The organism is Neptuniibacter sp., from assembly GCF_024231755.1.
Classification (GTDB): domain Bacteria; phylum Pseudomonadota; class Gammaproteobacteria; order Pseudomonadales; family Balneatricaceae; genus Neptuniibacter.
The window spans coordinates 1-21,615 of the sequence record NZ_JAAEQH010000044.1 but is presented as its reverse complement, the minus strand read 5'-3'; the positions used below and the strand labels follow the sequence as shown (position 1 = coordinate 21,615).

Here is a 21,615-nt window from a genome sequence, read left to right as displayed (position 1 = left end):
TGCGAGTGTGGGAAGCTCCATCTGCATACTAGTAAACCAGGATGCAGACGATCTAAATAGCAATCAAAAGGCCAATCTAAGCCGCAATTGCCGTATAAACGAGGGAATGGACTTGAAAACAAAGTTTGTTCATCTTTGCGTCAATTAGTCTAGCTTGGCCCATGTCCCCCATTGAAATCCGCTGACAGAAAAATCAATCAATACTTATACGGTCGAAGGCCTTCTTAAATCCCTGTTTGATTTCTTCTTTCAGAGACTCGATATCCAGAGCCGCAGGCTGCCAATCTATCTCCTTTGAAAGCGACTGATTTTTCAACTTGGCCAACACACCTTTCTTATGCACGTAGTTGATACCAATCAGGTCATCAATAATTTTGACTCGATAATCATTCTGCTTATTCGCGTCATAGAGAAATACCACTGGAATCCCCATTGCAATACAGGGCATCGCACAGTGAATCTTTGAGGTAATCACCAACCTCGCCTGCTCTCTATACTGCTTCAACAACTCATCCGCCAAAGTTAACTTGATAGCGGTATCTGTTATTGGAAGTCGCACCTTCGCCTGATCAACACGAATAGCCTCTTTTCGCAACGACTCAGGTATCACGTGTCGCATCGCATCGTTTACACCTGAAATGAACACTTTGCCATTTTCAGGTTCTTTTTCACGACGGGGTAAAGTTAACGTAATGCAGCGGCTGTAATAGGTTTCTATCCCATGCTTCGATAGTGCTTTCTGGGTTCCTAAATCCCTACAACCAATTGGCTGCCAACGCTTCAGATATTCGATTCCCTCTGGAGAACAAACAATCTTTTCCGACTGAGGCGTCATGTGAAATGCATAAAACACTGGCCGCACAGACTCTGACGGTGGCCAATGATTAGAATTCATAAAGAATCCATTCATCGGAACGATACATTCTTCCTCTACCTCATCCAGTGCCTCACGAGATACGTATCCATCAACCGTCGGCAATAACCTACTTACCGCTAAAGTCTGTATATCGTCTCCCAGATTAAACGAGCGAGAAAAAAGTTCCCCTGTATATTCCAATGCAAATATCTGTTTCATATGTTGACCAATTAAGTAATTCTCGACAGAAATCTCCGTCATTTTTCTTTAGGGAACCTACGAATAAGCCCTCAGCATGAGACAATACACGCTTTAATGCTCTGAGGGCTACCCATGGCTCAGCAACTATTAGTCGCTGATAGCGAATTTAGCCACCCAGGATAAATACAACGCGGATCATATTTCCCGTAACAATCCCAAGTTAAGCTGATCCAATTTCGAATTTAGCGTTTATAATGACGGGCAGAATAAACGGGCATCCTGATTACACCTCACTATTTGTCACTGTGCCCCAAACAAAGGAATTAGCATGAAAGTTACCGTATTTGGTATTGGTTACGTTGGCTTGGTTCAGGCAGCGGTGCTCGCTGATGTAGGTCACGATGTAGTATGTGTCGATGTCGACCAGGAGAAAGTCGACAACCTGAAAAAAGGTATTATTCCTATCTACGAACCGGGGCTAACGCCTTTGGTTGAAACGAACTATCAACAAAATCGATTGACTTTCACAACCGATGCCAAAGAAGGTGTTGACCACGGCGAGATACAATTTATTGCTGTAGGTACCCCGCCGGATGAAGATGGCTCTGCCGACCTTCAATACGTACTGGCAGTGGCAGAAACTATCGCCAGCCATATGCAAAGCGATAAAATCATCATCGATAAGTCTACTGTGCCTGTAGGTACCGGAGATAAGGTATCAGCTAAGGTCGCGTCAGTTCTTGAAAGCAGAAAGGTCGATCTAAACTACCATATTGTTTCAAATCCAGAGTTCCTAAAAGAGGGAGCAGCCGTAGACGACTGTATGCGCCCTGACCGAATCATCATCGGCACAGACAGCGACCACGTCCAGCAGCAGATGCGTGAACTCTATGCTCCTTTCAACCGCAACCATGATCGTATGATCTTTATGGATATACGTAGTGCAGAGCTGACCAAATACGCCGCAAACTGCATGCTGGCGACAAAAATCAGCTTCATGAACGAGATGTCTAACCTTGCGGAACGTTTAGGAGCTGACATTGAGAACGTGCGTAAAGGCATAGGTTCCGACGAGCGTATTGGCTATCACTTTATCTATCCAGGTTGTGGTTACGGGGGTTCCTGTTTCCCTAAAGATGTTCAGGCTCTGGTACGTACCGCTGACGGCATCGAATACGAAGCCCAGCTGCTAAAATCTGTAGAAGCGGTTAACTACAAACAGAAAGAAGTCCTGTTCAATCGAGTTAATAATTACTTTAGTGGAGGACTCGCAGGTAAAACCATCGCCCTGTGGGGTCTGTCATTTAAACCTAATACTGACGATATGCGTGAGGCATCCAGCCGCGTACTCATGGAAAGTTTATGGGCTAAAGGAGCAAAGGTACGCGCTTATGACCCAGAGGCAATGGAAGAAACTCAGCGTATCTACGGCAACCGTGCAGATCTGGAATTGGTAGGAACGAAAGAAGCCGCTCTGCAAGGCGCTGATATTTTGGTTATCTGCACCGAGTGGAAAGCCTTTCGTGCACCTGACTTTGCCGTGATCAAAGATAGCTTGGCCAACCCCGTTATCATTGATGGCCGCAACATGTACGAACCAAATATGGTTGAACGTGAAGGCTTGGAATATTTTGGCATTGGTCGTGGTCGTAGCATCCAGGCGTAAGCCAAACAACAATCCATTTGGGAGCGGGAATAGTATATGAAGTTTCTTGTGACCGGCGCCGCTGGTTTTATCGGTTATTACGTTTGCCAACGCTTGTGCGATGCCGGCCATGAGGTTATTGGATTAGATAATCTGAACGACTATTACGACGTCAACCTTAAACACGCTCGTCTTAAACAGCTACAAGCATTGGAAAGCTTTCGCTTTGCTGAGATGGATTTGGCTGATCGTGAAGGTATGGCGAAGCTTTTCAAGGATGAAAGCTTTAATCGCGTCATCCATTTGGCCGCTCAGGCTGGGGTTCGCTATTCGCTAGAAAACCCGTTCGCTTACGTCGATTCCAACCTTGTAGGTATGATGACAATTTTGGAAGGCTGCCGTCAGAATCAGGTGGAGCATTTGGTTTATGCTTCATCATCTTCGGTCTACGGCATGAATACCAAAATGCCGTTTGCCACTTCAGATGCCGTTGATCACCCTGTATCACTGTATGCAGCAACGAAAAAATCTAATGAGTTGATGGCACATTCCTATTCTCATCTCTACAACATCCCCACCACGGGTCTTAGGTTCTTCACCGTTTATGGTCCTTGGGGCCGTCCGGACATGGCGCCATACCTATTCACCAAGTCGATACTGGATGACAAACCCATCAAGGTCTTTAACCACGGCAAAATGAAACGGGATTTCACCTTTGTTGAGGACATTGTTGAAGGCGTAATACGCATTCAAGATGTTGTACCTTCAAGAGATGACAGTCGTCTTATGGATTCACCGGCCAGCAGTAAAGCCCCGTATCGCATCTACAACATCGGCAATAATGAACCGATTGAACTGATGAGCTTTATCCAGGCGATAGAAAACGCAGCGGGCAAAGAAGCGATCAAAGAGTACCTGCCGATGCAACCTGGTGATGTCCCTGCGACTTATGCTGACGTAAGTGATCTACAGCAGGCAGTAGGCTTTAAACCTTCTACTAGTATTCAGGATGGTATGGACCAGTTCGTTGATTGGTTCAAAGAGTTCTATCGCTACTAACACTGCCCCTAGCTCAAAGCAAAGATGATTTGACCTAGGGTCAGCATCAAATTACATTTTAAATACACTCCCAAACACGCCCAGCTGGTAAATAAACATGAACCAAAGTATTGCTAAGCGCGTAAATAAATTCCTTTTGATTTTTGTCGGCCTACTAACCATTCAGGCTGCGGTTCTCTATTACCAGGCGTTCGAAGTTTCAGAAAAATCCCATCAATTAAAGGATAAAGAGCTACCCTTACTGATCGAAGCCAAAGAACTTGAGATGTCAGTGGTTCAGGTTCAGCAATGGCTAACTGATATAAGCGCGACACGCGGTAGGGATGGCCTTAATGATGGTTTTGATGTAGCTGCAGAACATGCTGCTAAATTCCACCAGCATATTAAAACCATGAGCCAACTGGACCCCGAACACAGCCAAGAGTACCAGGCCCTGCTTCCTATCTTTGAAAGTTACTACCAAATTGGTGGCATTATGGCGCGGGCCTATGTGGATGAAGGCCCTGCAGGCGGAAACCAGTTTATGGGGAATTTCGATGATGCTGCCAGCAGCATTAACGAGAAAGTCGCAAAGATCGTAGAACGTGTCGTAGCTGAATCAAACGCTGCGTTGAAAAGTGAGCTCGACAGTTCACTACGTATGGAAATCATCATCATTGTTGTCTTCGCCATCTTTTGTTTCTTTATTACCTTTGTCACACGTTTCACAAAAACAGGGTTGGTTAAGCCACTCAATAACCTACGGGATACGGTAAAAGATCTGGCCACAAGGGATGGTTCTGATATCCAACCCGTCGAGGGGATCCGCTCACAGGATGAGATTGGCCAGACATACACCGCATTGAATGAACTGATTGCAAAACTGCAGGCGAAAGCGGCTGAAGAGGCAGCAATTGCTGCAGAAAACGGGCGTATCAAGAAAGCCCTGGATGTGTGCCACGCAAATGTGATGGTTGCAGATAATGACCTGAATATTATCTACCATAACGATGCGTTGCTAGAGATGATGGATACAGCGCAGGATGCTATCCGTAGCGAACTGCCAAACTTCAATGCAGCCCAACTTATTGGCAGTAACATTGATCAGTTCCACCAGACCCCATCTAAACAACGCGGTATGCTGGGCAACCTGACCAAACCTTTCGACACCCAGATCAATGTGGGTGGCCGCATCATGAATTTGATGATCACACCGGTAATGGATGGAAGCACCCGAATAGGCTTTGTCGTTGAGTGGGAAGATGTCACTCAGGAACGGAACATTGAGGATCAGATCCAGACGCTGGTATCAGCTGCAGCACATGGTGATCTTTCCAACCGTATAGACCTATCTGATAAAAGTGGTTTCTTCGCCCGACTAGCTTCAGAGCTAAATGACCTGATGCAGGTAACAGATACCGCCCTGAATAATATGGTGAGAATGCTGAGCAGCATGTCTCAAGGGGACCTGACCCATCGTCTGGACTCTGATTATCAGGGTGTATTCGGCCAAATGACCAGCGATGCCAATAACATGGTCGAAAAGCTGACTGAGGTGGTCACAGAACTCAACCGCTCTTCCGAAAACGTGGCTACCAGCTCCAGCGAACTAGCGAGTGCCAACCAATCCCTGCAAGCACGCACCGAAAGTCAGGCTAGCAGCCTGGATCAAACAGCTTCCAGTATGGAAGAGATCACAGCAACAGTTCAGAAAACAGCTGAAAACGCTAATCATGTTGCTCGTGTAATCAATGAAGCTGCGGTTACCGCTCAAGAAGGAGAGCAATCAGTAGCTAAAGTGGTTGAAGCAATGGATTCGATTCAAGAAGCCAGCGAGAAGATCAATAAGATCATCGTAGTGATCGACGAAATAGCCTTCCAGACCAACCTACTGGCGCTTAACGCCGCCGTAGAAGCCGCTCGCGCCGGTGAAACAGGTAAGAGCTTTGCAGTTGTTGCCAGTGAAGTACGTAATCTAGCGCAACGCTCAGCCTCAGCTGCCGGGGACATTAAGAACCTAATCGGTGATAGTGTACAGCGCGTTAATGTTGGTGTTGAACGGGTGCAACACTCTGGTGAAGTTCTCAGTGAACTGATCGAAAGTATGAGCAACGTGAAAGCGATGGTTGAAGGTGTATCTACAGCCACAAAAGAACAGACCGCAGGTGTTCTGGAAGTAAATACCACCGTCACGGATCTCGATAACTCTACCCAGCAGAACGCTGCACTAGTGGAGGAGCTATCTGCCACAGCATCCGATCTTGCCCAGCAGGCGGGTGAAGTTAAACGTTCACTCTCCTTCTTCAAGATCTGAATTCAGCTCTAGGATAATAAAGAGAGAATTACAGAAGGGGTATGTTATCCACATGCCCCTTTTTAGAACTATTGAACTTTTCCGCTTTATATCCAGACTAAGAGAGCACTATTATTAGCTTTATCGATCTGGAACTTACAGCGGCCCCGATGAAAAAACTTCCTCTACTACTCATTATCTGCATTGCTGTCGCGTCTTTTTTTATCTTTGATCTCAGCCAGTATTTCAGTCTCGAGTTTATTAAAAGTAATCAAGCTGAGTTTGAGCATTACTACGCAGAAAACCCATTCCAGACTCTGCTAGTTTTCTTTGCCATTTACGTTCTGGTAACAGGTCTTTCGCTTCCGGGCGCAACCATTATGACACTGATTGGCGGTGCTCTTTTTGGTCTGGGCACAGGGCTTTTGATCATATCCTTTGCCAGTACCATAGGCGCGACACTGGCGTTTCTGTTCTCCCGCTTTCTCTTGCGTGACACAATACAGAACCGCTTTGGAAACCAACTAAAATCGATCAACCAGGGCATAGAAAGAGAAGGCGCCTTTTACCTGTTTACTTTGCGCCTTGTTCCTATCTTTCCGTTCTTTGTAATCAATCTGGGCATGGGCCTGACTCCGATAAAGATCTGGACCTTCTACTGGGTAAGCCAGGTTGGCATGTTTGCCGGTACTGTGGTTTACGTTAATGCAGGCACCCAACTGGGCCAGCTGGAAAGCCTGTCCGGCATTCTCTCTCCGGGTATTCTGCTCTCATTCACCCTGCTTGGCGTTTTCCCATTAATCGCCAAGAAAGTAATCGAGCTTATTAAAGCAAAGAAAGTTTATACGGATTATCCCAAGCCAGAGAAGTTTGATACCAACCTTTTAGTGATCGGCGCTGGTTCCGCTGGCCTTGTAACCTCCTATATTTCCGCAGCAGTAAAGGCCAAAGTCAGCTTGATCGAAAGGGACAAAATGGGAGGTGACTGTCTTAATACCGGATGCGTACCCTCCAAAGCGCTTATCCGCTCTGCACGCTTTATTGCAGAAAGCAGGAACAGCCAAAAGTACGGAATCCAAAAGAGCGAAATACAGTTCGATTTTGCCGAGATTATGGAACGGGTGTCCAGCGTGGTAAAACAGGTTGAGCCCCATGACTCTATCGAACGTTACACTGGTTTAGGTGTGGATTGCATCCAAGGCAGAGCAAAAATTCTCTCCCCATATACAGTTGAGGTTAACGGGGAACAGATCAGTACCCGGAATATTGTTATCGCAACCGGAGCCCGACCGAAGATACCAGCTATCAAAAACATCGAGGCTATGCAGCCCCTGACATCCGATAACCTGTGGCAGATTCGTGAGTTACCAAAACGTCTGCTGGTATTAGGTGGCGGACCTATTGGCTGTGAACTGAGTCAAAGTTTTGCCCGGTTAGGATCTCAGGTCACTATGGTTCTTCGTGGCGAGCGCCTTCTACCAAAAGAAGACCCCGAAGTAGCAACGCTGGTAAGCGAACATTTTGCGGATGAAGGAGTAAAACTCCTGACACAGCATAAGATGTTGGAATTTGCACAAAAAGGCGAAGAGAAGGTTTTGGTTTGTGAACATCAAGGTGAAGTAACAGAGATCGCCTTTGATCAGCTTCTGATAGCCACGGGTCGCAAAGCCAACATCGAAGGTTTTGGTTTAGAGGAACTCGGCATCAGCGCCAAAGAAGACGGCACTCTGGAAGTTAATGAGTACCTACAAACCAGATTCCCCAACATCTACGCCTGTGGTGATGTAGCTGGTCCCTATCAGTTCACCCATGCAGCAGCACATCAGGCATGGTATGCAGCGGTTAATGCCCTATTTGGCCGTTTCAAAAAATTTAAAGTGGATTACTCTGTTATCCCAGCAGCTACGTTTACCGATCCAGAAGTGGCTCGTGTTGGCTTTAATGAGCTTGAAGCAAAAGAGCAGAATATCCCTTATGAGGTAACCCGATTCGATCTGGAAGAGCTGGATAGAGCAATTGCCGATAGTGATAATCATGGCTTTGTGAAAGTTCTTACCGTCCCTGATAGCGACAAAATTCTTGGCGCAACTATCGTGGGGCCTCATTCAGGCGAACTGATAACCGAGTACGTATCTGCCATGAAACATGGCTTAGGCCTGAATAAAATCCTAGGCACTATTCATATCTATCCGACCCTGAGCGAAGCGAATAAGTACGCCGCCGGAGAATGGAAGCGTGCTAATGCACCACAGGGATTACTGAAATGGGTAGAGAAATTTCACCGCTGGCAGCGCGGTTTGTAGAAACTCTCCGTTATTAGAAATTTAGCTACGCGACAAATTATGGCTTCTGCTTTCGACACTAAGCGGACATGTTACCTGTGCAGGGAGGATTGGTATCAATTCTCCCACTAAACAATCTTTTCTAGGGGCAATCGCCTGACCTTAGTTTGCACAAGACAACTTTTGATAACAGCATCACTAAAGACGGAATCGCGCAAAATGTTACTGTTAGATATAAGAGTTCTAGGCTTATCGGCTCTATAGTATGGGCCTGAAATATAATCTCGTAGGATAGATACAACACAATAGGAACACCTACCAAAAGGATAGAGGAAATAAACTTGAACTCGATCATGTTTTTCCTTCTGTAGACCTCTTTTCCTGAGGTGAGAGATCTAAGTTTTTGTTCCTTATTAAGATGAAGAATGAGCTTTTCCCAACAGCTCGAAGTGATACGCAAGCCGTTCAGCTTTCTGAACCCTATGAGCGACATGGCGACAATTTGTATAGATGTCACACATAAAAAATACGCAACTGAATAATCATCAGCATCTACAGCATAGCCATATTCATTAACACCTTTAAAGAGCGGCTCATACAGGGCCACATAAAGAATTAGATAAATGGCCAGCCCGATTGAGGCGGACTCATACTCAAGAGCTTTCCATTCTCTATTGATAAGGAAGTCACTAAAGTCTTTTCCCTGCACTTATGAAACTCCTACTTGTCCTTTACAGATCAGCTACCGATACAAAGCGGACTTATTATTTTTTCAATTCTTTCCAAATAAAGAAAGAGAACATTCCCGAACTTAACTTCTTCAATTCAGGATCAGGCCTGACCAAAAGGTAAATACCAGATGCCATCAGGGAGAAAAGAGCTGAGAGAATCATGATAAAGGCAGGTGCTGTCACACAGAACTTCAGGAAAAAATTTATAAACCCATTTGTAACTAGTGGATCGATAAATGACAGTATCTTTGGCGCTGCAAAAAACCAAGGAAAGCCTACAGCGAGAAAAATCACAAACTTAAACTTACTCATTACATGAATCCTTTCATGTTTGGGAACTAAGGAAGATAACACCGAGCTAATGTTATGTCCGCTTCTGGCACAAAGCTGACTTCTTAATAAATCAGAAATATCGCTTCCGCAGTAGCTCTATAAATTCAGGCCACGCCTGTTTTATCCACAGCTGTTGATAAAGCAGGGTTAAAGACCACCAACCACGTTTTTTATATTTACGCGCGCTGGTTTGAAGAGATTCAAAACAACAGAGTAAACCTATTCCCTGCTGACGCGCATACCATACGAAAAGATGGTCCTCACCATAAGCGACCCGTTCCGGATAGCCACCAATTCTTTCGAACTGTTCTTTGCTGATAGCAAAGCCCTGATCACCAAACGGCACACCTACAAGCAACGAGCGCAGATTTGCGCCTAAAGCATTTAAGCCCATATCAACAGGGCCATCTGGGAGAAACTCCAACAAGCAGTAGTGCAAGCGATCTGGCTTATCCTGCAGATTTGAAATCAGCCTATCCAGTAGCTGCGGTTGAAAGCGGCTATCCAGATGCAGAAACCAGAGGAATTTCCCCTCGGCCACTTTAGCCCCGGCATTCATCTGTTGTGCTCGACCCGGCTCGGCATACAGCCATCTGGATCGATAAAGTGGAAATTGCTCAGAAAGGTTTTCCTGTAACACCTGTTGCTGCGGGTCACAGCCAACAAAGATCAACTCGGAAGCCTTCGGTAGGAAATGCAGGTCATCGATCAGCCCCGGCGGGACCTCCTTTTCATCAGGGCCCACCGGGATAATCACAGAGAGGAGCAGTTCAGGCACTCAGTAGATCCAACAGTGCTTGCTGTTCAGAGTTAAGGACATCACGTGGGGTTAATACAGCAGAAGAAAGACTCGTTCTACAACCACAATCATACTCAGTTGCCGGGCTATTAATGTAGGCAGTTAAAACCTGTTTTGCTTTTTCCAGGCTCGCCCCATAGCGAGCGATAACCTGCTCCACACTGACGTGTTGTGCTGGATCGTCTAACCAGCAATCATAATCTGTCGCTATCGCTATAGTGCAGTAACAAATCTGTGCTTCACGAGCGAGAAACACTTCCGGTACGTTAGTCATGCCTACCAGATCACATCCAGCAGCCCCTCGTAGAAAGAAGCTTTCTGCACGTGTCCCAAGGCGAGGGCCATCAACACAACCGTAGGTTTTATTCCTATGCAGTGAGATGCCTACACTCTGGCCTGCTTTTTCAAGATCATCTGCCAAACCCTTACAAGTAGGTTCCGCAGTAGATACATGCGCCGCTAGGCCATTACCAAAGAAGGTTTTCTCGCGGTTGCCTTTTACAAAATCAAAATACTGATCGGGAAGAGAAAGATCTCCCGGAGCAATCTCTTCCTGCAGGCTACCCACAGCAGATAGCCCTATCACCTGTGTAACACCTAACTTTTTCAAAGCCCAGATATTGGCACGGTAGTTAACTTCAGAAGGCAGCAACTCATGGCAACGGCCATGCCGGGGTAGGAAGAACAGATCCCGCTCCCCCATTCTGCCCTGAATGATCGGAGCTGAAGGTTTGCCAAAGGGCGTGTCGAGATCATGCTCACCGGTAACATCCAACCCTTCCAACTGATAGATGCCCGTACCACCAATAATTCCTAACATCGTTTCTCCTTAACCTTCTATGCCTGCTATTACAAACTTTTATTCACTGCATGATGCACCGTAAGCAAAACAGCTATAACAACGGTGATGTTTCATACTAATACGTTCCGATAAGCTTTCTCTGAGATTAGCCCCCAGATCATACTCTTCATCATCGTCCACCAATGTGCAGGCATAAACTCGCATCTGCCCGTTTTTCTTAACCACCATTTTGCTGAAAGCACACATAAAATCCTTACGGCTCTCTTCCGTCTGGTAGGTAGTCATACAGGTGGTTGTTACCTGAGGAACTAGAGGCAAACTGCCGGGTGTAGCAAAGTCAGGAAAAGCCACGATGTTCAGGTCAACAGGCAAACCATACTCAGCAAACAATGACTGGTAGGCAGTTTCAATCTCTACCTTGTCTTCATCTTTGTCCATATGTCGAGCTACAGACACATGGAAACCCGCATCATGCAGTTTTTTAAGTCCCTGCATCGCTTTAACAAAGTTGCCCTCACCTCGACCAGCATCATGCTCTTCAGCCGTTGGCTTGTCGATGCTAACCCGGAAACTGACCGGGTATTGAGCATCAGTTAAAGAAGCAACCTCGTCCATCCGTTGTTGGATGGCTTCCGTTCCATTGGTCAGCACCAGACAGGGTTTTCTTTCAGCGGCATAAGCAAGAATCTTAACCAGTTGCTTCGCCAGAAAAGGCTCCCCGCCGGTAAAGGAAAACTGCTCAACACCTAGGCCAATTGCTTCATCGATATAGGGCTTAACATCATCAAACTTAACCAGCTCTAGGCGTTTATCTCCTGGTCCTGATCCCTCAAGACAGAAAGGACATTGAAGATTACAGGCGGTTCCGGTGTGGAACCACAACTCACGTAGTGTGAACGGGTCGATGTAACCGCGATCTTCACCTTCCGGGGTTTTAAACCAGTTTTCCGTATGGATTCGTTGCATTAGCTAAATCCTGTGCTTAACAACAGCCGCCGCTACTATCGGATTTTTTAGCAGGGTCTTTATCGAACGGCAACGAAGTACCGCAACCATCAAAAATTCCGAAGTGTTTATCCCAGTTACCGATAAACTCAAAGTGCTCACTAAAGCGACTCTCGTTCAACATGCGATAGGTATTGCCACATACTGGGAACACCTTTCCGGTTGGGATCAGATGGTGTTTATCCAGCAGAAAGTCCTGTGGATTATGTTCAACACTTCCCTTGTAAATCACGGCCTGACCATAGTCCTCACAGAACAACTCCAGACCTTCGATTTTGAACAAACGATAAGTAGCAGAGTAGAAGCCGATATGGCCTACTTTGGTTTCGATACAAGGGTTATCAATTGTGATCGGGCGATCTTCAACCAGGCGAGGGTCGCTGAAGCCCACTTTGCGGGCAAGATTATGGAAGTCATTCCAGTACAATGCACCACTGAGGCATTCGCCATACAATACCGGATCGTCTACTAGTGTCTGAGGAATACGACGATCAGAATAGACGTCGGAGAAGTACATCTCACCACCCGGCTTCAACAGGCTATAAGCTTCACGCAATACCGCTTCTTTATCTGGAGACAGGTTGATTACGCAGTTAGAAATGATGATATCAAAACTGTTCTCTTCCAGCTCAAGCTCATCCAGCTTCTCGATGTATCCTTTGCGAAACTCTACATTACCGTAACCAAATTTTTCAGCGTGGAAACCCAGATGGCGATTTGCGACTTCCAGCTGTTCATCGGTCATATCCACACCAACGACCGAACCTTCTTCACCAACAAACTGCGAAAGAACATAACAGTCACGACCAGAGCCACTACCCAGGTCCAGGATGCGGCAACCTTGCAGCTGCTGGGGACTAACAAGACCACAGCCGTAATAACGCATCAACACTTCATCATGAATATTCGCTAACGCTTTCTTCAAATACCCTGGCATATCCGCATCAGTACAGCAGGCATTTGTCTGAAGATCATCCGATCCTTCCAGTACCTTGCCGTAATACTCCTGCACCTGTTCATGCATAACTGTTTTCCTTCTCAAAAATCGATTCGATCAGCTGCAACAGAACCTGTCGCGCTGGTCTTGGATCATCTTTCAAATCAATCATAAGCTTCTTAAGATCTGGCTCATGATCAATATCATAACTGGGTTGGATGTAGCTGACGCTAAGGTTTTCACCCGTACAGCACTGATAAAGTGCTGCGTTTAGTTTTTCGGTACTCCATGGCAGGTCTTGCATCTCGGGCCAACCACGCTTCGAAGCCATAATAGTAACGCCGCCATCACTCGCTGCGCTGAAAACAATATCAGAACGCTCAAGCGCTGAAATAGCCGCTTCATAATACGCGCTCGAAAGGATCGGAGCATCACTACCGATAATAACAATGTTCTTGTGGCCCGCCTCTCGTAGCTGTTGATCTACTACCCTGATGCGCTCCCCAAGATTACCTTCCGGTTGCGCTATCACCTGCGCCTCTGGGGACATTGAACGAGCCCAATTTACATCTCTTTCAGTAGAAGGGGACAATACAACATTACCAGACCAGCTTTTCGCATCCTCAAGAGCGCAGCCTAACAAGGCACGTGCAATCTGCAAGGCTGTCTCAGCACCCATTGTTGCAGCAAGACGTTGCTTCCCGTGATGAAGTTTGGGCTGTTTGCAGAAAATCAGTAGTGTGGCAGACAAAGGACTCACATGTTTGTTAAAAGATTGATGGCAGATAGACCCAAGAATAACCTGTGAGTTCCTGAAGATAATAGAGTTTTCCTATGACACTTTTACAGAAAGACTTTTCGCTCAGGGCTTCTGCAACTATGTCAGCTGTGATACAAACAGATCTCTAATTACTCCAATCAGTTTCCGGCAGCTATGAACAACGTTATTGATCTACTGAAATCCCATCGCTCAATCCGTAAATTCACCGATCAGCCTGTTACCCAAGAACAGGTCAACCTGTTTGTAGAAGCAGGGCAAGCAGCAGCGACTTCCAGCTTCATTCAAGCGTGCTCCATTGTTCAGGTAAACGACGCAGAGAAACGTTCCTCTTTAGCAGAGTGGGCTGGTAATCAGGCTTACGTTAAAGAAGCGCCGGTATTTCTGGTGTTCTGTGCAGATATGAACCGACATAAACTTGCCTGTGATATGCATGATGCCGAGATGCTGTCCGGTTTTACCGAGCAGTTTATTACGGCGACTGTGGATTGCGCGCTGTTTGCCCAGAATGTGGCTATCGCGGCTGAATCTGAGGGCCTGGGGATTGTTTATATCGGCGGCATCCGCAATAAAACTGATCTGGTTTCTGATGCGTTGGAACTGCCCGAACTGACCTACCCGGTATTTGGTATGTGCCTTGGTTACCCTGACCAGGACCCGGAAGTAAAACCTCGACTACCGGTTTCTGTTGTACTCAAGCAGGATAGTTATAATGCTGATCAGGATGCTGAAACTATCGCTGAATACGATAAAGCTGTACGAGAATATTACCGTACCCGTACCGGCGGTCAGAAAGATATGAGCTGGAGCGAACAGATCTCAGGAATGCTACAGAAAGAAGCACGTCCACACATGTTATCTTTCCTGCAATCACGTGGTTTTTTGCAGAAGTAACAGCAGCTATAATCTTGTAAGCGATTCTTGTAAGCGGTATCAGCAAGCGAAGTATTAGGAGTAAAGAATGACCGATATTATGGATACAGGTGAATCACTGGACCTGTTACTGGCCCGCCAACCTGTGTTCAATAAAAGCCAGGATGTTGTTGCTTATCTGCTTCTTTATAGAGGCAATGATGATAAAGCACCAAAAACACTCAATGATCATCTGGCCACATCCTCAGTTATTCTCAACACTTACGCCAGTATCTGTGAAGAGGGCGAAGTCCGCTCTCTGCCCTGCTATATAAAACTGACAGATAAAACGCTGATGGCAGAAGACTTCCCTGAGCTGCCAAAAGAGCACTTCATTCTAGAGATTTTGGGGCACTCTAAGATCACCCCCGAATTTGTAGAGCGAGTCAGAGCTTTAGGCCAGCAAGGCTATCGTCTAGCGCTTTCCGATTACAAACCAGACCCAAAATTCGAACCACTACTCAATCTGATTCATATTCTGAAACTGGATGTGCAAACACTAGGGCTGGATAATCTGCCTGATCTTGTCCGAGACCTGCGCCCGTATCATCTCGAACTGCTTGCAGATAAGGTAGAGAATCAAGAAGAGCTGCGTAAATGCCATGAACTTGGATTCTCCCTGTTCCAGGGTTACTTCCTGAGCAAGCCAGAACAGGTCAAAGGTAAAAAGCTGGGAAGCAGCAAAGTGCTTCTTCTCCAGATGATGGTCGAACTACAGAGTCCTCAAGCTACTGCTCAATCCGTAGAACAGCTGGTGATCAACGATCCGCTTCTGACATACCGTATTTTGCGGGTAGTGAACTCTGCTGCATTTAATTTTCAGCGCGAGATAGAATCGCTATCCCATGCCATCAGCCTGCTAGGCTTCGATCAGATTCGTAAATGGGTCAGCCTATTCCTTGTTACAGATACTCAGGATAAACCCGAAGAGCTGACTCGTTGCATGCTGGTCCGTGGCCGTATGTGTGAAGTTCTGGCAGAAATGCTGGGTCGCGATCAACCGATCAATAATTTCATCACTGGCCTATTCTCAAAACTCGACGTACTACTGGACATGGAAATGCCCGACCTGCTGGAACAGGTTCCGCTGCAAGCAGATGTCAAAGCAGCTCTATTAAATCATGAAGGTCAATTGGGCCAGATTCTGGAGCAGGTATGCCAGTACGAAGAGGGTAATTTTGATCATATCGGATTACTGTTGGATGAAAACTATTATGAGATGGCCTATCGCCACAGCCTTAGTTGGGCCCAACAGGTTATGCAGTCACTGAGTGACAATAAGTAACCTTGCCGATTCTAGAGAATATTGAACTAACTCTGCTGCTGATATTATCAGCAGCAGGCACCTCTTTTATAACAGCAGCGATGGGCATTGGGGGTGGCGTATTGCTACTCGCCATTCTTGCTTCTGTTCTACCACCCGCCGCACTGATACCTGTTCACGGCTTGGTTCAACTTGGTTCGAATGGAAACCGCGCCTTTATGACTCGCCAGCATATCGACTGGTGTATGGTAAAAAGCTTCACCGCAGGCGCTCTGATCGGAGCATTTATTGCCTCTTTTGTAGTGATTCAACTCCCGCTCTTCCTAATACAACTCTGCGTCGCTTTATTTATCCTCTACCTGGTTTGGGGACCAAAACCGAAGAAACACCAGATGAGTGAAAAGGGGCAGGTGGCAGCGGGTGCCGGAACCACTTTCATATCTATGTTTGTTGGTGCAACAGGGCCATTAGTGGCGGGTTTTGTCCATCGCCAAAGCTACGATAAACACAGCACAACAGCGACTTTTGCAGCTTGTATGAGCTTTCAGCATCTACTGAAAATGCTCGTCTTTTCTCTAGTTGGCTTTGCATTCTGGCAGTGGCTGCCATTAGTGCTGCTTATTATTTTGGGAGGAATGGCCGGCACTTGGTTAGGACTGAAGATGCTGAACAAAATACCGGCTGGGCACTTTAAACTTATCTTTAAAACAGTGATAACTTTGCTAGCAGTTCGACTACTGTGGCAAGCCTCACAATCCTTATTCTGACGATTGAAAAAGTTCTAACAATTCAAAAAACATAAAAAAGGCAGCCGAAGCTGCCTTTTTTATATCTAAAACATCTACATGTATTTAGAACAATTTTTCCAGCTTAGACAGATCACGAACCGCACCTTTGTCAGCTGATGTTGCCAACATGCCAAATGCTTTAAGCGCGGCAGATACCTTACGCGGACGAGCTTCAACTGGTTTCCAGCCAAGCTTATCCTGCTCTGCACGACGTTCTGCCAGCTCTTCATCGGAAAGCAGCACATCGATTGTACGGTTAGGGATATCGATACGGATAATATCGCCGTTGCGAACCAGACCGATTGCACCACCCGCTGCCGCTTCTGGAGAAACGTGACCGATAGATAGACCAGAAGTACCACCAGAGAAACGACCATCTGTCAGCAAGGCACAGGCTTTACCCAGACCTTTAGACTTGATGTAAGACGTTGGGTACAGCATCTCCTGCATGCCCGGACCACCTTTAGGACCTTCATAACGTACGATAACAACTTCGCCCGCTACTACTTTGTCATCAAGGATATTCTGAACCGCTTCATCTTGAGATTCAGTGATGTGCGCAGGGCCTTCGAAGACAAGGATAGACTCATCTACACCGGCAGATTTAACCACACAGCCGTCCAGCGCAATGTTACCTTTCAATACAGCAAGACCGCCTTCCAAAGAGAATGCATTTTCTAGTGAACGGATACAGCCGTTTTCACGGTCGCCATCCAGCGTTGGCCAGCGTGTAGATTGGCTAAATGCTGTCTGAGTTGGGATACCCGCAGGACCCGCGCGATAAAACTCCATTACCTCTGGAGTAGGGTTACGCATGATATCCCACTGATCCAACGCATCCTTCATGGTCGGGGCGTGAACCGTTGGCACATCAGTATGCAGTTTACCGGCACGATCAAGCTCGCCCAAAATACCCATAATGCCACCAGCACGGTGAACATCTTCAATGTGGTAATCAGGTGTGTTCGGAGCAACTTTACATAGCTGCGGTACTACACGGGATAGGCGATCAATATCATCCATTGTGAAATCGATCTCTGCTTCCTGTGCAATCGCCAACAAGTGCAGGATAGTATTCGTTGATCCGCCCATAGCGATATCAAGCGTGATGCAGTTTTCAAACGCTTTAAAACCTACAGAACGTGGCAGAACAGATTCATCATCCTGCTCGTAGTAACGCTTCGCCAAATCTACAATCGTACGACCCGCTTCCAGGAACAAGTTTTCACGATCAGAGTGAGTTGCGACTACTGTACCGTTACCAGGAAGTGCAAGCCCCAGGGCTTCTGCCAAGCAGTTCATAGAGTTCGCTGTGAACATACCAGAACAAGAACCACAAGTAGGACACGCAGAACGCTCAACTGCATCTACTTCTTCATCAGATGCATTTGGATCCGCAGCAAGCACCATTGCATCAACCAGATCCAGCTTATGCTCTTGTTGGTCTGCAAGCTTGGTTTTACCCGCTTCCATCGGACCACCGGTCACAAAGATAACGGGGATATTCAGGCGCATAGACGCCATCAGCATTCCCGGTGTGATTTTGTCACAGTTAGAGATGCACACGATGGCATCAGCACAATGTGCGTTAACCATGTATTCAACAGAGTCTGCGATAATGTCACGAGATGGCAGGGAGTAAAGCATGCCATCATGACCCATTGCGATACCGTCATCGACCGCAATAGTGTTAAATTCTTTTGCCACACCACCCGCTTTTTCAATTTCACGAGCGACCAGCTGTCCCATATCTTTCAGGTGTACGTGACCTGGAACAAACTGAGTAAAGGAGTTAGCAACAGCGATGATTGGCTTGTGGAAATCTTCATCCTTCATACCCGTTGCACGCCAAAGCGCACGGGCACCAGCCATATTACGACCCGCAGTCGATGTTTTAGAGCGATATTGCGGCATTTGATTAACCCTTGTCGTTAAATTCTCTTAAGGAGCTACATTCGATATTTTATTAGCAGCTTCTTTAGTAAACCCAAAAGTATATCAGAACCGCCGAAAAACAGATGCAGAAGCGTGATGATTTGTTCGCAATTACATATGCCTGAAATTTAATCACCGCCCTATTGTCTACACTAAAGGTTATCCACAAACGAATTTCAGCGTAGATTCGGAGGTACGGTATGCGAATCGGTATCCCTAAAGAGATCAAGGTTCATGAGTATCGAGTAGGACTTACCCCTGCCGGGATAAAAGAACTTGCGGCCCATGGACATGAGCTGTTTGTCGAAACCAATGCAGGACTGAAAATTGGTTTCAGTAACGAAGATTATCAAGCGGCTGGAGCAACAATCTGTAACTCTGCAGAAGAGGTGTGGCAGCAGGGGCAAATGATTATCAAGGTTAAAGAGCCCCAACCTGATGAAACTAAAAAGCTGACTGAAAACCATCTCCTGTTTACCTACCTTCACTTGGCTGCAGCTGAGTCACTTACCAATGATCTACTCAACTCTGGCTCTACCGCTATCGCTTACGAAACCATTACCGATCAATATCACCGGCTTCCTTTATTGGCCCCTATGAGTGAAGTAGCTGGACGCATGTCAGTTCAGGCAGGCGCTCACTGTTTGGAAATATCTCAACAAGGTCGAGGGGTTTTACTGGGAGGGGTACCCGGAGTAAAGCCGGGCAAAGTTGTGATTTTAGGAGGAGGTGTAGTCGGAACTAACGCTGCCCAGATGGCATTAGGCTTAGGTGCTGACACCACCATATTCGATAAATCCCCTGATCGTTTACGCGAGCTAGATGCCCAATTTCATGGCCAACTGAAAACTCAGTATTCCACTTCGGACAACGTATTTTCAGCTATTACCGAAGCCGACCTGGTCATTGGTGCCGTATTAATTCCCGGTGCAGCCGCACCAAAACTGGTTTCTAGAGAAGATCTAAAAAAGATGCAGAACGGCTCTGTTATTGTCGATGTAGCCATTGATCAGGGAGGATGTTTCGAAACCAGTCGCGCAACTACCCATCAGGAGCCTACATTTATTGAAGAAGGGATAGTGCATTACTGTGTGGCCAATATGCCCGGCGCTGTTGCCAGAACCTCTACCCTGGCGCTGACCAACGCGACCTTACCTTATATTTTGCGTTTGGCTAATCACGACTGGAAAGAGGTCCTGAGGCAAGACAGCAACTTCGCAAACGGCTTAAATATCCATAATGGCAAAATATACTGTCCGGGTGTCGCAACAGCTTTCAATCGTGACGCCCTACCAATTGACCAGCTCTGAATTTGCTTCACCTCTTGCGAAGCCAGGGAGCTCATTTTAATCTGTGCTCTTTTCAGGGGGACTGATTTCAACTTACCCCCCTACATATGAAATATTCGGGTTAAATATGTCCACACTTGATAAAAAAGAGATCCGTTCCGATAAGTGGATGCAGATCTTTATTAAAACCGGTATCCCTGTCGCTATTGTCAGTGTGATCTGCCTCTGGGTAGGCTGGTTCTTCAAAATCCCCGCTCTCGGTAATATTTTTATTATCACGGCAGCTATCGCACTAGTGATAGGCATGTCCTACAACGTTCGTTTTGTCATCCTATCCGTACGCCAACTTAAAGAGAAAGAGAAAAAAAAGGACTAGATGGCCTCACAACTCTTACAAAAATACCCCGAGCTACAAAATATTGACGAGGCGGGTGCCGAGATTCTAAAACAGGCCCAGCAGATCACTGCGCCTGCTGGCAGTGTTCTGTTTCGTCAGGGGGATAGCTGCAACAATTTCATCATGGTCACATCGGGCTCGGTGAAAGTCGTTGGTCGAGGGGAATCGGGCCGTGAAATTGTGCTCTATCGTATAGAGAACAGAGGTACCTGTGTTATCACTACCTCCTGCCTTTTAGGAAAACAACACTACCCAGCTGAAGGCATCGCAGAAACAGATATACAAGCCTACCTTCTGCCGCTCTCAGCGTTTGAAGAAGCCCTGAGCAGTTCAGGGAGTCTTCGTCAGTTTATCTTCTCCTCGTACTCTTACCCTTTAGCAGAGATGATTGAGCTGGTACAAAGTGTTGCCTTTGAAAGCATTGAAAACCGACTTATCGAATATCTGGTATCCCATACTGATTCCAGTATGAAGATCGAACGCTCTCATCAGCAAATTGCCGACGAACTTGGCAGCGCTCGCGAGGTTATCTCACGCCACCTCAAACGCTTGGAACAACAGCAACTCATCCGCCTTGAACGCGGCTGTATCCATATCTGTGACCTGGATCAGCTTTGCTCTGTGACTTAATCACAGAACTCCTCAACTCTTTTCCATAAACTGAACTCATATTAAAAGTTACTAAGAGGATACTCTCATGGAAAAGAATATTGGCTCCGTAGATAAAATGATTCGAATTCTAGTTGGTCTGGTACTGATTGCATTGGTATTTGTTGGCCCGCAAACTGTTTGGGGCTGGATAGGCGTTCCAGTGATTGCTGTTGCCCTGTTTGGCTGGTGCCCACTGTACAAAGTATTGGGTGTAAGCACTTGTAAAAAATGCGGTGAGGCCGAAGCCTGATAGATACACACCCTTCATGGTGGGGTAGAACAAAACTTTATCCCACCTGATTCCCTTCCTTGTTCACCCCTGATACAGTTTCAAGCAGCTATATTTTTGAGAAAATATTGACTCTATATACTGCTGTAATGAACGCATTAATCAATTTTGTAAGCCTATTTTCCAACCGTCCTCGGAAGCGACTAGTGGTTTTACTTTGCGCACTGTTTCTACAGGCACCACTAGTCAACGCCTACGCTGAACCTAGCGAGAGCCAAATTACTCTTAAACAGGCAACGGAAACGGCATTGGAAAGCTTTGGTGGTGAAGTCCTCAAAACTGAAACAGCCGAGCAAGATGGACGCTCAGTCTACAAAATCCGTCTGGTTAAGAATGGTCGGGTAAAAGAGATATTGATCGACATTCACAACGGCAAAGTACTCAATCTCT

The 21,615-nt window shown here is 46.4% G+C and carries 21 protein-coding genes; 12 read left to right on the top strand and 9 right to left on the bottom strand.

Going from position 1 to position 21,615, the window contains the following annotated elements; all coding sequences use genetic code 11:
- Positions 1 to 193 precede the first annotated feature (193 nt).
- The gene (locus tag GY843_RS01540; protein ID WP_297305962.1) at positions 194 to 1,075 is read right to left on the bottom strand and encodes a polysaccharide pyruvyl transferase family protein; all 882 of its coding nucleotides are present in this window, start codon (positions 1,073 to 1,075) and stop codon (positions 194 to 196) included.
- A 310-nt stretch (positions 1,076 to 1,385) separates the two neighbouring features.
- Here GY843_RS01540 and GY843_RS01535 point away from each other — a divergent pair, with 310 nt between their 5' ends.
- The 4 genes from GY843_RS01535 to lpdA all read left to right on the top strand — a co-directional run bounded on the left by GY843_RS01535 (position 1,386) and on the right by lpdA (position 8,336).
- Complete coding sequence (locus GY843_RS01535; protein ID WP_297305961.1) at positions 1,386 to 2,723, top strand: UDP-glucose/GDP-mannose dehydrogenase family protein; 1,338 nt, start codon at positions 1,386 to 1,388, stop codon at positions 2,721 to 2,723.
- 36 nt (positions 2,724 to 2,759) lie between these two features.
- Positions 2,760 to 3,761, top strand: a complete 1,002-nt coding sequence (locus GY843_RS01530; RefSeq protein WP_297305960.1) for an NAD-dependent epimerase — start codon at positions 2,760 to 2,762, stop codon at positions 3,759 to 3,761.
- Positions 3,762 to 3,858: 97 nt separating this feature from the next.
- Positions 3,859 to 6,054, top strand: a complete 2,196-nt coding sequence (locus GY843_RS01525; RefSeq protein ID WP_297305959.1) for a methyl-accepting chemotaxis protein — start codon at positions 3,859 to 3,861, stop codon at positions 6,052 to 6,054.
- Positions 6,055 to 6,203: 149 nt separating this feature from the next.
- Positions 6,204 to 8,336 (top strand): dihydrolipoyl dehydrogenase, encoded by a 2,133-nt coding sequence (lpdA, locus tag GY843_RS01520; protein ID WP_297305958.1) that lies wholly within the window; start codon positions 6,204 to 6,206, stop codon positions 8,334 to 8,336.
- A 121-nt stretch (positions 8,337 to 8,457) separates the two neighbouring features.
- Here the strand turns inward: lpdA and GY843_RS01515 are convergent, their stop codons facing one another.
- The 7 genes from GY843_RS01515 to GY843_RS01485 form a co-directional block, all read right to left on the bottom strand.
- Positions 8,458 to 9,024 (bottom strand): hypothetical protein, encoded by a 567-nt coding sequence (locus GY843_RS01515; protein WP_297305957.1) that lies wholly within the window; start codon positions 9,022 to 9,024, stop codon positions 8,458 to 8,460.
- A 55-nt stretch (positions 9,025 to 9,079) separates the two neighbouring features.
- Positions 9,080 to 9,358, bottom strand: a complete 279-nt coding sequence (locus tag GY843_RS01510) for a hypothetical protein (RefSeq protein WP_297305956.1) — start codon at positions 9,356 to 9,358, stop codon at positions 9,080 to 9,082.
- A 91-nt stretch (positions 9,359 to 9,449) separates the two neighbouring features.
- Complete coding sequence (locus tag GY843_RS01505) at positions 9,450 to 10,157, bottom strand: hypothetical protein (RefSeq protein ID WP_297305955.1); 708 nt, start codon at positions 10,155 to 10,157, stop codon at positions 9,450 to 9,452.
- Positions 10,150 to 10,998 carry an S-methyl-5'-thioadenosine phosphorylase gene (mtnP, locus tag GY843_RS01500; RefSeq protein ID WP_297305954.1) on the bottom strand — a complete coding sequence of 283 codons (849 nt, stop codon included), beginning with the start codon at positions 10,996 to 10,998 and terminating at the stop codon, positions 10,150 to 10,152. Before mtnP ends, GY843_RS01505 begins: the two co-directional genes overlap by 8 nt.
- A 39-nt stretch (positions 10,999 to 11,037) precedes the next feature.
- Positions 11,038 to 11,946, bottom strand: coding sequence for a radical SAM protein (locus GY843_RS01495; protein WP_297305953.1), 909 nt, complete (start codon positions 11,944 to 11,946; stop codon positions 11,038 to 11,040).
- A gap of 16 nt (positions 11,947 to 11,962) precedes the next feature.
- Positions 11,963 to 13,009: a methyltransferase domain-containing protein gene (locus GY843_RS01490; RefSeq protein WP_297305952.1), complete on the bottom strand. Its 1,047-nt coding sequence runs from the start codon at positions 13,007 to 13,009 to the stop codon at positions 11,963 to 11,965.
- Positions 13,002 to 13,673: a DUF2064 domain-containing protein gene (locus GY843_RS01485; protein ID WP_297305951.1), complete on the bottom strand. Its 672-nt coding sequence runs from the start codon at positions 13,671 to 13,673 to the stop codon at positions 13,002 to 13,004. Before GY843_RS01485 ends, GY843_RS01490 begins: the two co-directional genes overlap by 8 nt.
- A gap of 183 nt (positions 13,674 to 13,856) precedes the next feature.
- Here GY843_RS01485 and nfsA point away from each other — a divergent pair, with 183 nt between their 5' ends.
- The 3 genes from nfsA (at position 13,857) to GY843_RS01470 (ending at position 16,643) form a co-directional block, all read left to right on the top strand.
- Positions 13,857 to 14,594: an oxygen-insensitive NADPH nitroreductase gene (nfsA, locus tag GY843_RS01480; RefSeq protein WP_297305950.1), complete on the top strand. Its 738-nt coding sequence runs from the start codon at positions 13,857 to 13,859 to the stop codon at positions 14,592 to 14,594.
- A gap of 67 nt (positions 14,595 to 14,661) precedes the next feature.
- Positions 14,662 to 15,897 (top strand): EAL and HDOD domain-containing protein, encoded by a 1,236-nt coding sequence (locus GY843_RS01475; RefSeq protein ID WP_297305949.1) that lies wholly within the window; start codon positions 14,662 to 14,664, stop codon positions 15,895 to 15,897.
- 2 nt (positions 15,898 to 15,899) lie between these two features.
- Positions 15,900 to 16,643 (top strand): sulfite exporter TauE/SafE family protein, encoded by a 744-nt coding sequence (locus GY843_RS01470; protein WP_297305948.1) that lies wholly within the window; start codon positions 15,900 to 15,902, stop codon positions 16,641 to 16,643.
- An 84-nt stretch (positions 16,644 to 16,727) separates the two neighbouring features.
- Here GY843_RS01470 and ilvD read toward each other — a convergent pair whose 3' ends face one another.
- Entirely contained in the window at positions 16,728 to 18,578 is a 1,851-nt protein-coding gene (gene ilvD / locus GY843_RS01465; RefSeq protein ID WP_297305947.1) for a dihydroxy-acid dehydratase, read from the bottom strand.
- 221 nt (positions 18,579 to 18,799) lie between these two features.
- Here ilvD and ald point away from each other — a divergent pair, with 221 nt between their 5' ends.
- The 5 genes from ald to GY843_RS01440 form a co-directional block, all read left to right on the top strand.
- A complete protein-coding gene (ald, locus tag GY843_RS01460; RefSeq protein WP_297305946.1) occupies positions 18,800 to 19,909 on the top strand; it encodes an alanine dehydrogenase in 1,110 nt (369 codons plus the stop codon).
- A 106-nt stretch (positions 19,910 to 20,015) separates the two neighbouring features.
- A complete protein-coding gene (locus tag GY843_RS01455; protein WP_297305945.1) occupies positions 20,016 to 20,264 on the top strand; it encodes a hypothetical protein in 249 nt (82 codons plus the stop codon).
- Positions 20,265 to 20,915, top strand: a complete 651-nt coding sequence (locus GY843_RS01450; protein WP_297305944.1) for a Crp/Fnr family transcriptional regulator — start codon at positions 20,265 to 20,267, stop codon at positions 20,913 to 20,915.
- Positions 20,916 to 20,982: 67 nt separating this feature from the next.
- Positions 20,983 to 21,186, top strand: coding sequence for a DUF2892 domain-containing protein (locus GY843_RS01445; protein WP_297305943.1), 204 nt, complete (start codon positions 20,983 to 20,985; stop codon positions 21,184 to 21,186).
- 185 nt (positions 21,187 to 21,371) lie between these two features.
- Positions 21,372 to 21,615: PepSY domain-containing protein (locus GY843_RS01440; protein WP_297305942.1), on the top strand; the 244-nt coding region annotated here is incomplete at its 3' end.

Bases quoted from the DNA above. Each gene is read 5' to 3' on its own strand.
- nfsA (WP_297305950.1), top strand. From the start codon at position 13,857: ATGAACAACGTTATTGATCTACTGAAATCCCATCGCTCAATCCGTAAA.
- GY843_RS01495 (WP_297305953.1), bottom strand. From the start codon at position 11,946: ATGCAACGAATCCATACGGAAAACTGGTTTAAAACCCCGGAAGGTGAA.
- GY843_RS01530 (WP_297305960.1), top strand. From the start codon at position 2,760: ATGAAGTTTCTTGTGACCGGCGCCGCTGGTTTTATCGGTTATTACGTT.
- GY843_RS01445 (WP_297305943.1), top strand. From the start codon at position 20,983: ATGGAAAAGAATATTGGCTCCGTAGATAAAATGATTCGAATTCTAGTT.
- ilvD (WP_297305947.1), bottom strand. From the start codon at position 18,578: ATGCCGCAATATCGCTCTAAAACATCGACTGCGGGTCGTAATATGGCT.
- lpdA (WP_297305958.1), top strand. From the start codon at position 6,204: ATGAAAAAACTTCCTCTACTACTCATTATCTGCATTGCTGTCGCGTCT.
- mtnP (WP_297305954.1), bottom strand. From the start codon at position 10,998: ATGTTAGGAATTATTGGTGGTACGGGCATCTATCAGTTGGAAGGGTTG.
- GY843_RS01455 (WP_297305945.1), top strand. From the start codon at position 20,016: ATGTCCACACTTGATAAAAAAGAGATCCGTTCCGATAAGTGGATGCAG.
- GY843_RS01510 (WP_297305956.1), bottom strand. From the start codon at position 9,358: ATGAGTAAGTTTAAGTTTGTGATTTTTCTCGCTGTAGGCTTTCCTTGG.
- GY843_RS01540 (WP_297305962.1), bottom strand. From the start codon at position 1,075: ATGAAACAGATATTTGCATTGGAATATACAGGGGAACTTTTTTCTCGC.
- GY843_RS01450 (WP_297305944.1), top strand. From the start codon at position 20,265: ATGGCCTCACAACTCTTACAAAAATACCCCGAGCTACAAAATATTGAC.
- ald (WP_297305946.1), top strand. From the start codon at position 18,800: ATGCGAATCGGTATCCCTAAAGAGATCAAGGTTCATGAGTATCGAGTA.
- GY843_RS01475 (WP_297305949.1), top strand. From the start codon at position 14,662: ATGACCGATATTATGGATACAGGTGAATCACTGGACCTGTTACTGGCC.
- GY843_RS01525 (WP_297305959.1), top strand. From the start codon at position 3,859: ATGAACCAAAGTATTGCTAAGCGCGTAAATAAATTCCTTTTGATTTTT.
- GY843_RS01490 (WP_297305952.1), bottom strand. From the start codon at position 13,009: ATGCATGAACAGGTGCAGGAGTATTACGGCAAGGTACTGGAAGGATCG.
- GY843_RS01535 (WP_297305961.1), top strand. From the start codon at position 1,386: ATGAAAGTTACCGTATTTGGTATTGGTTACGTTGGCTTGGTTCAGGCA.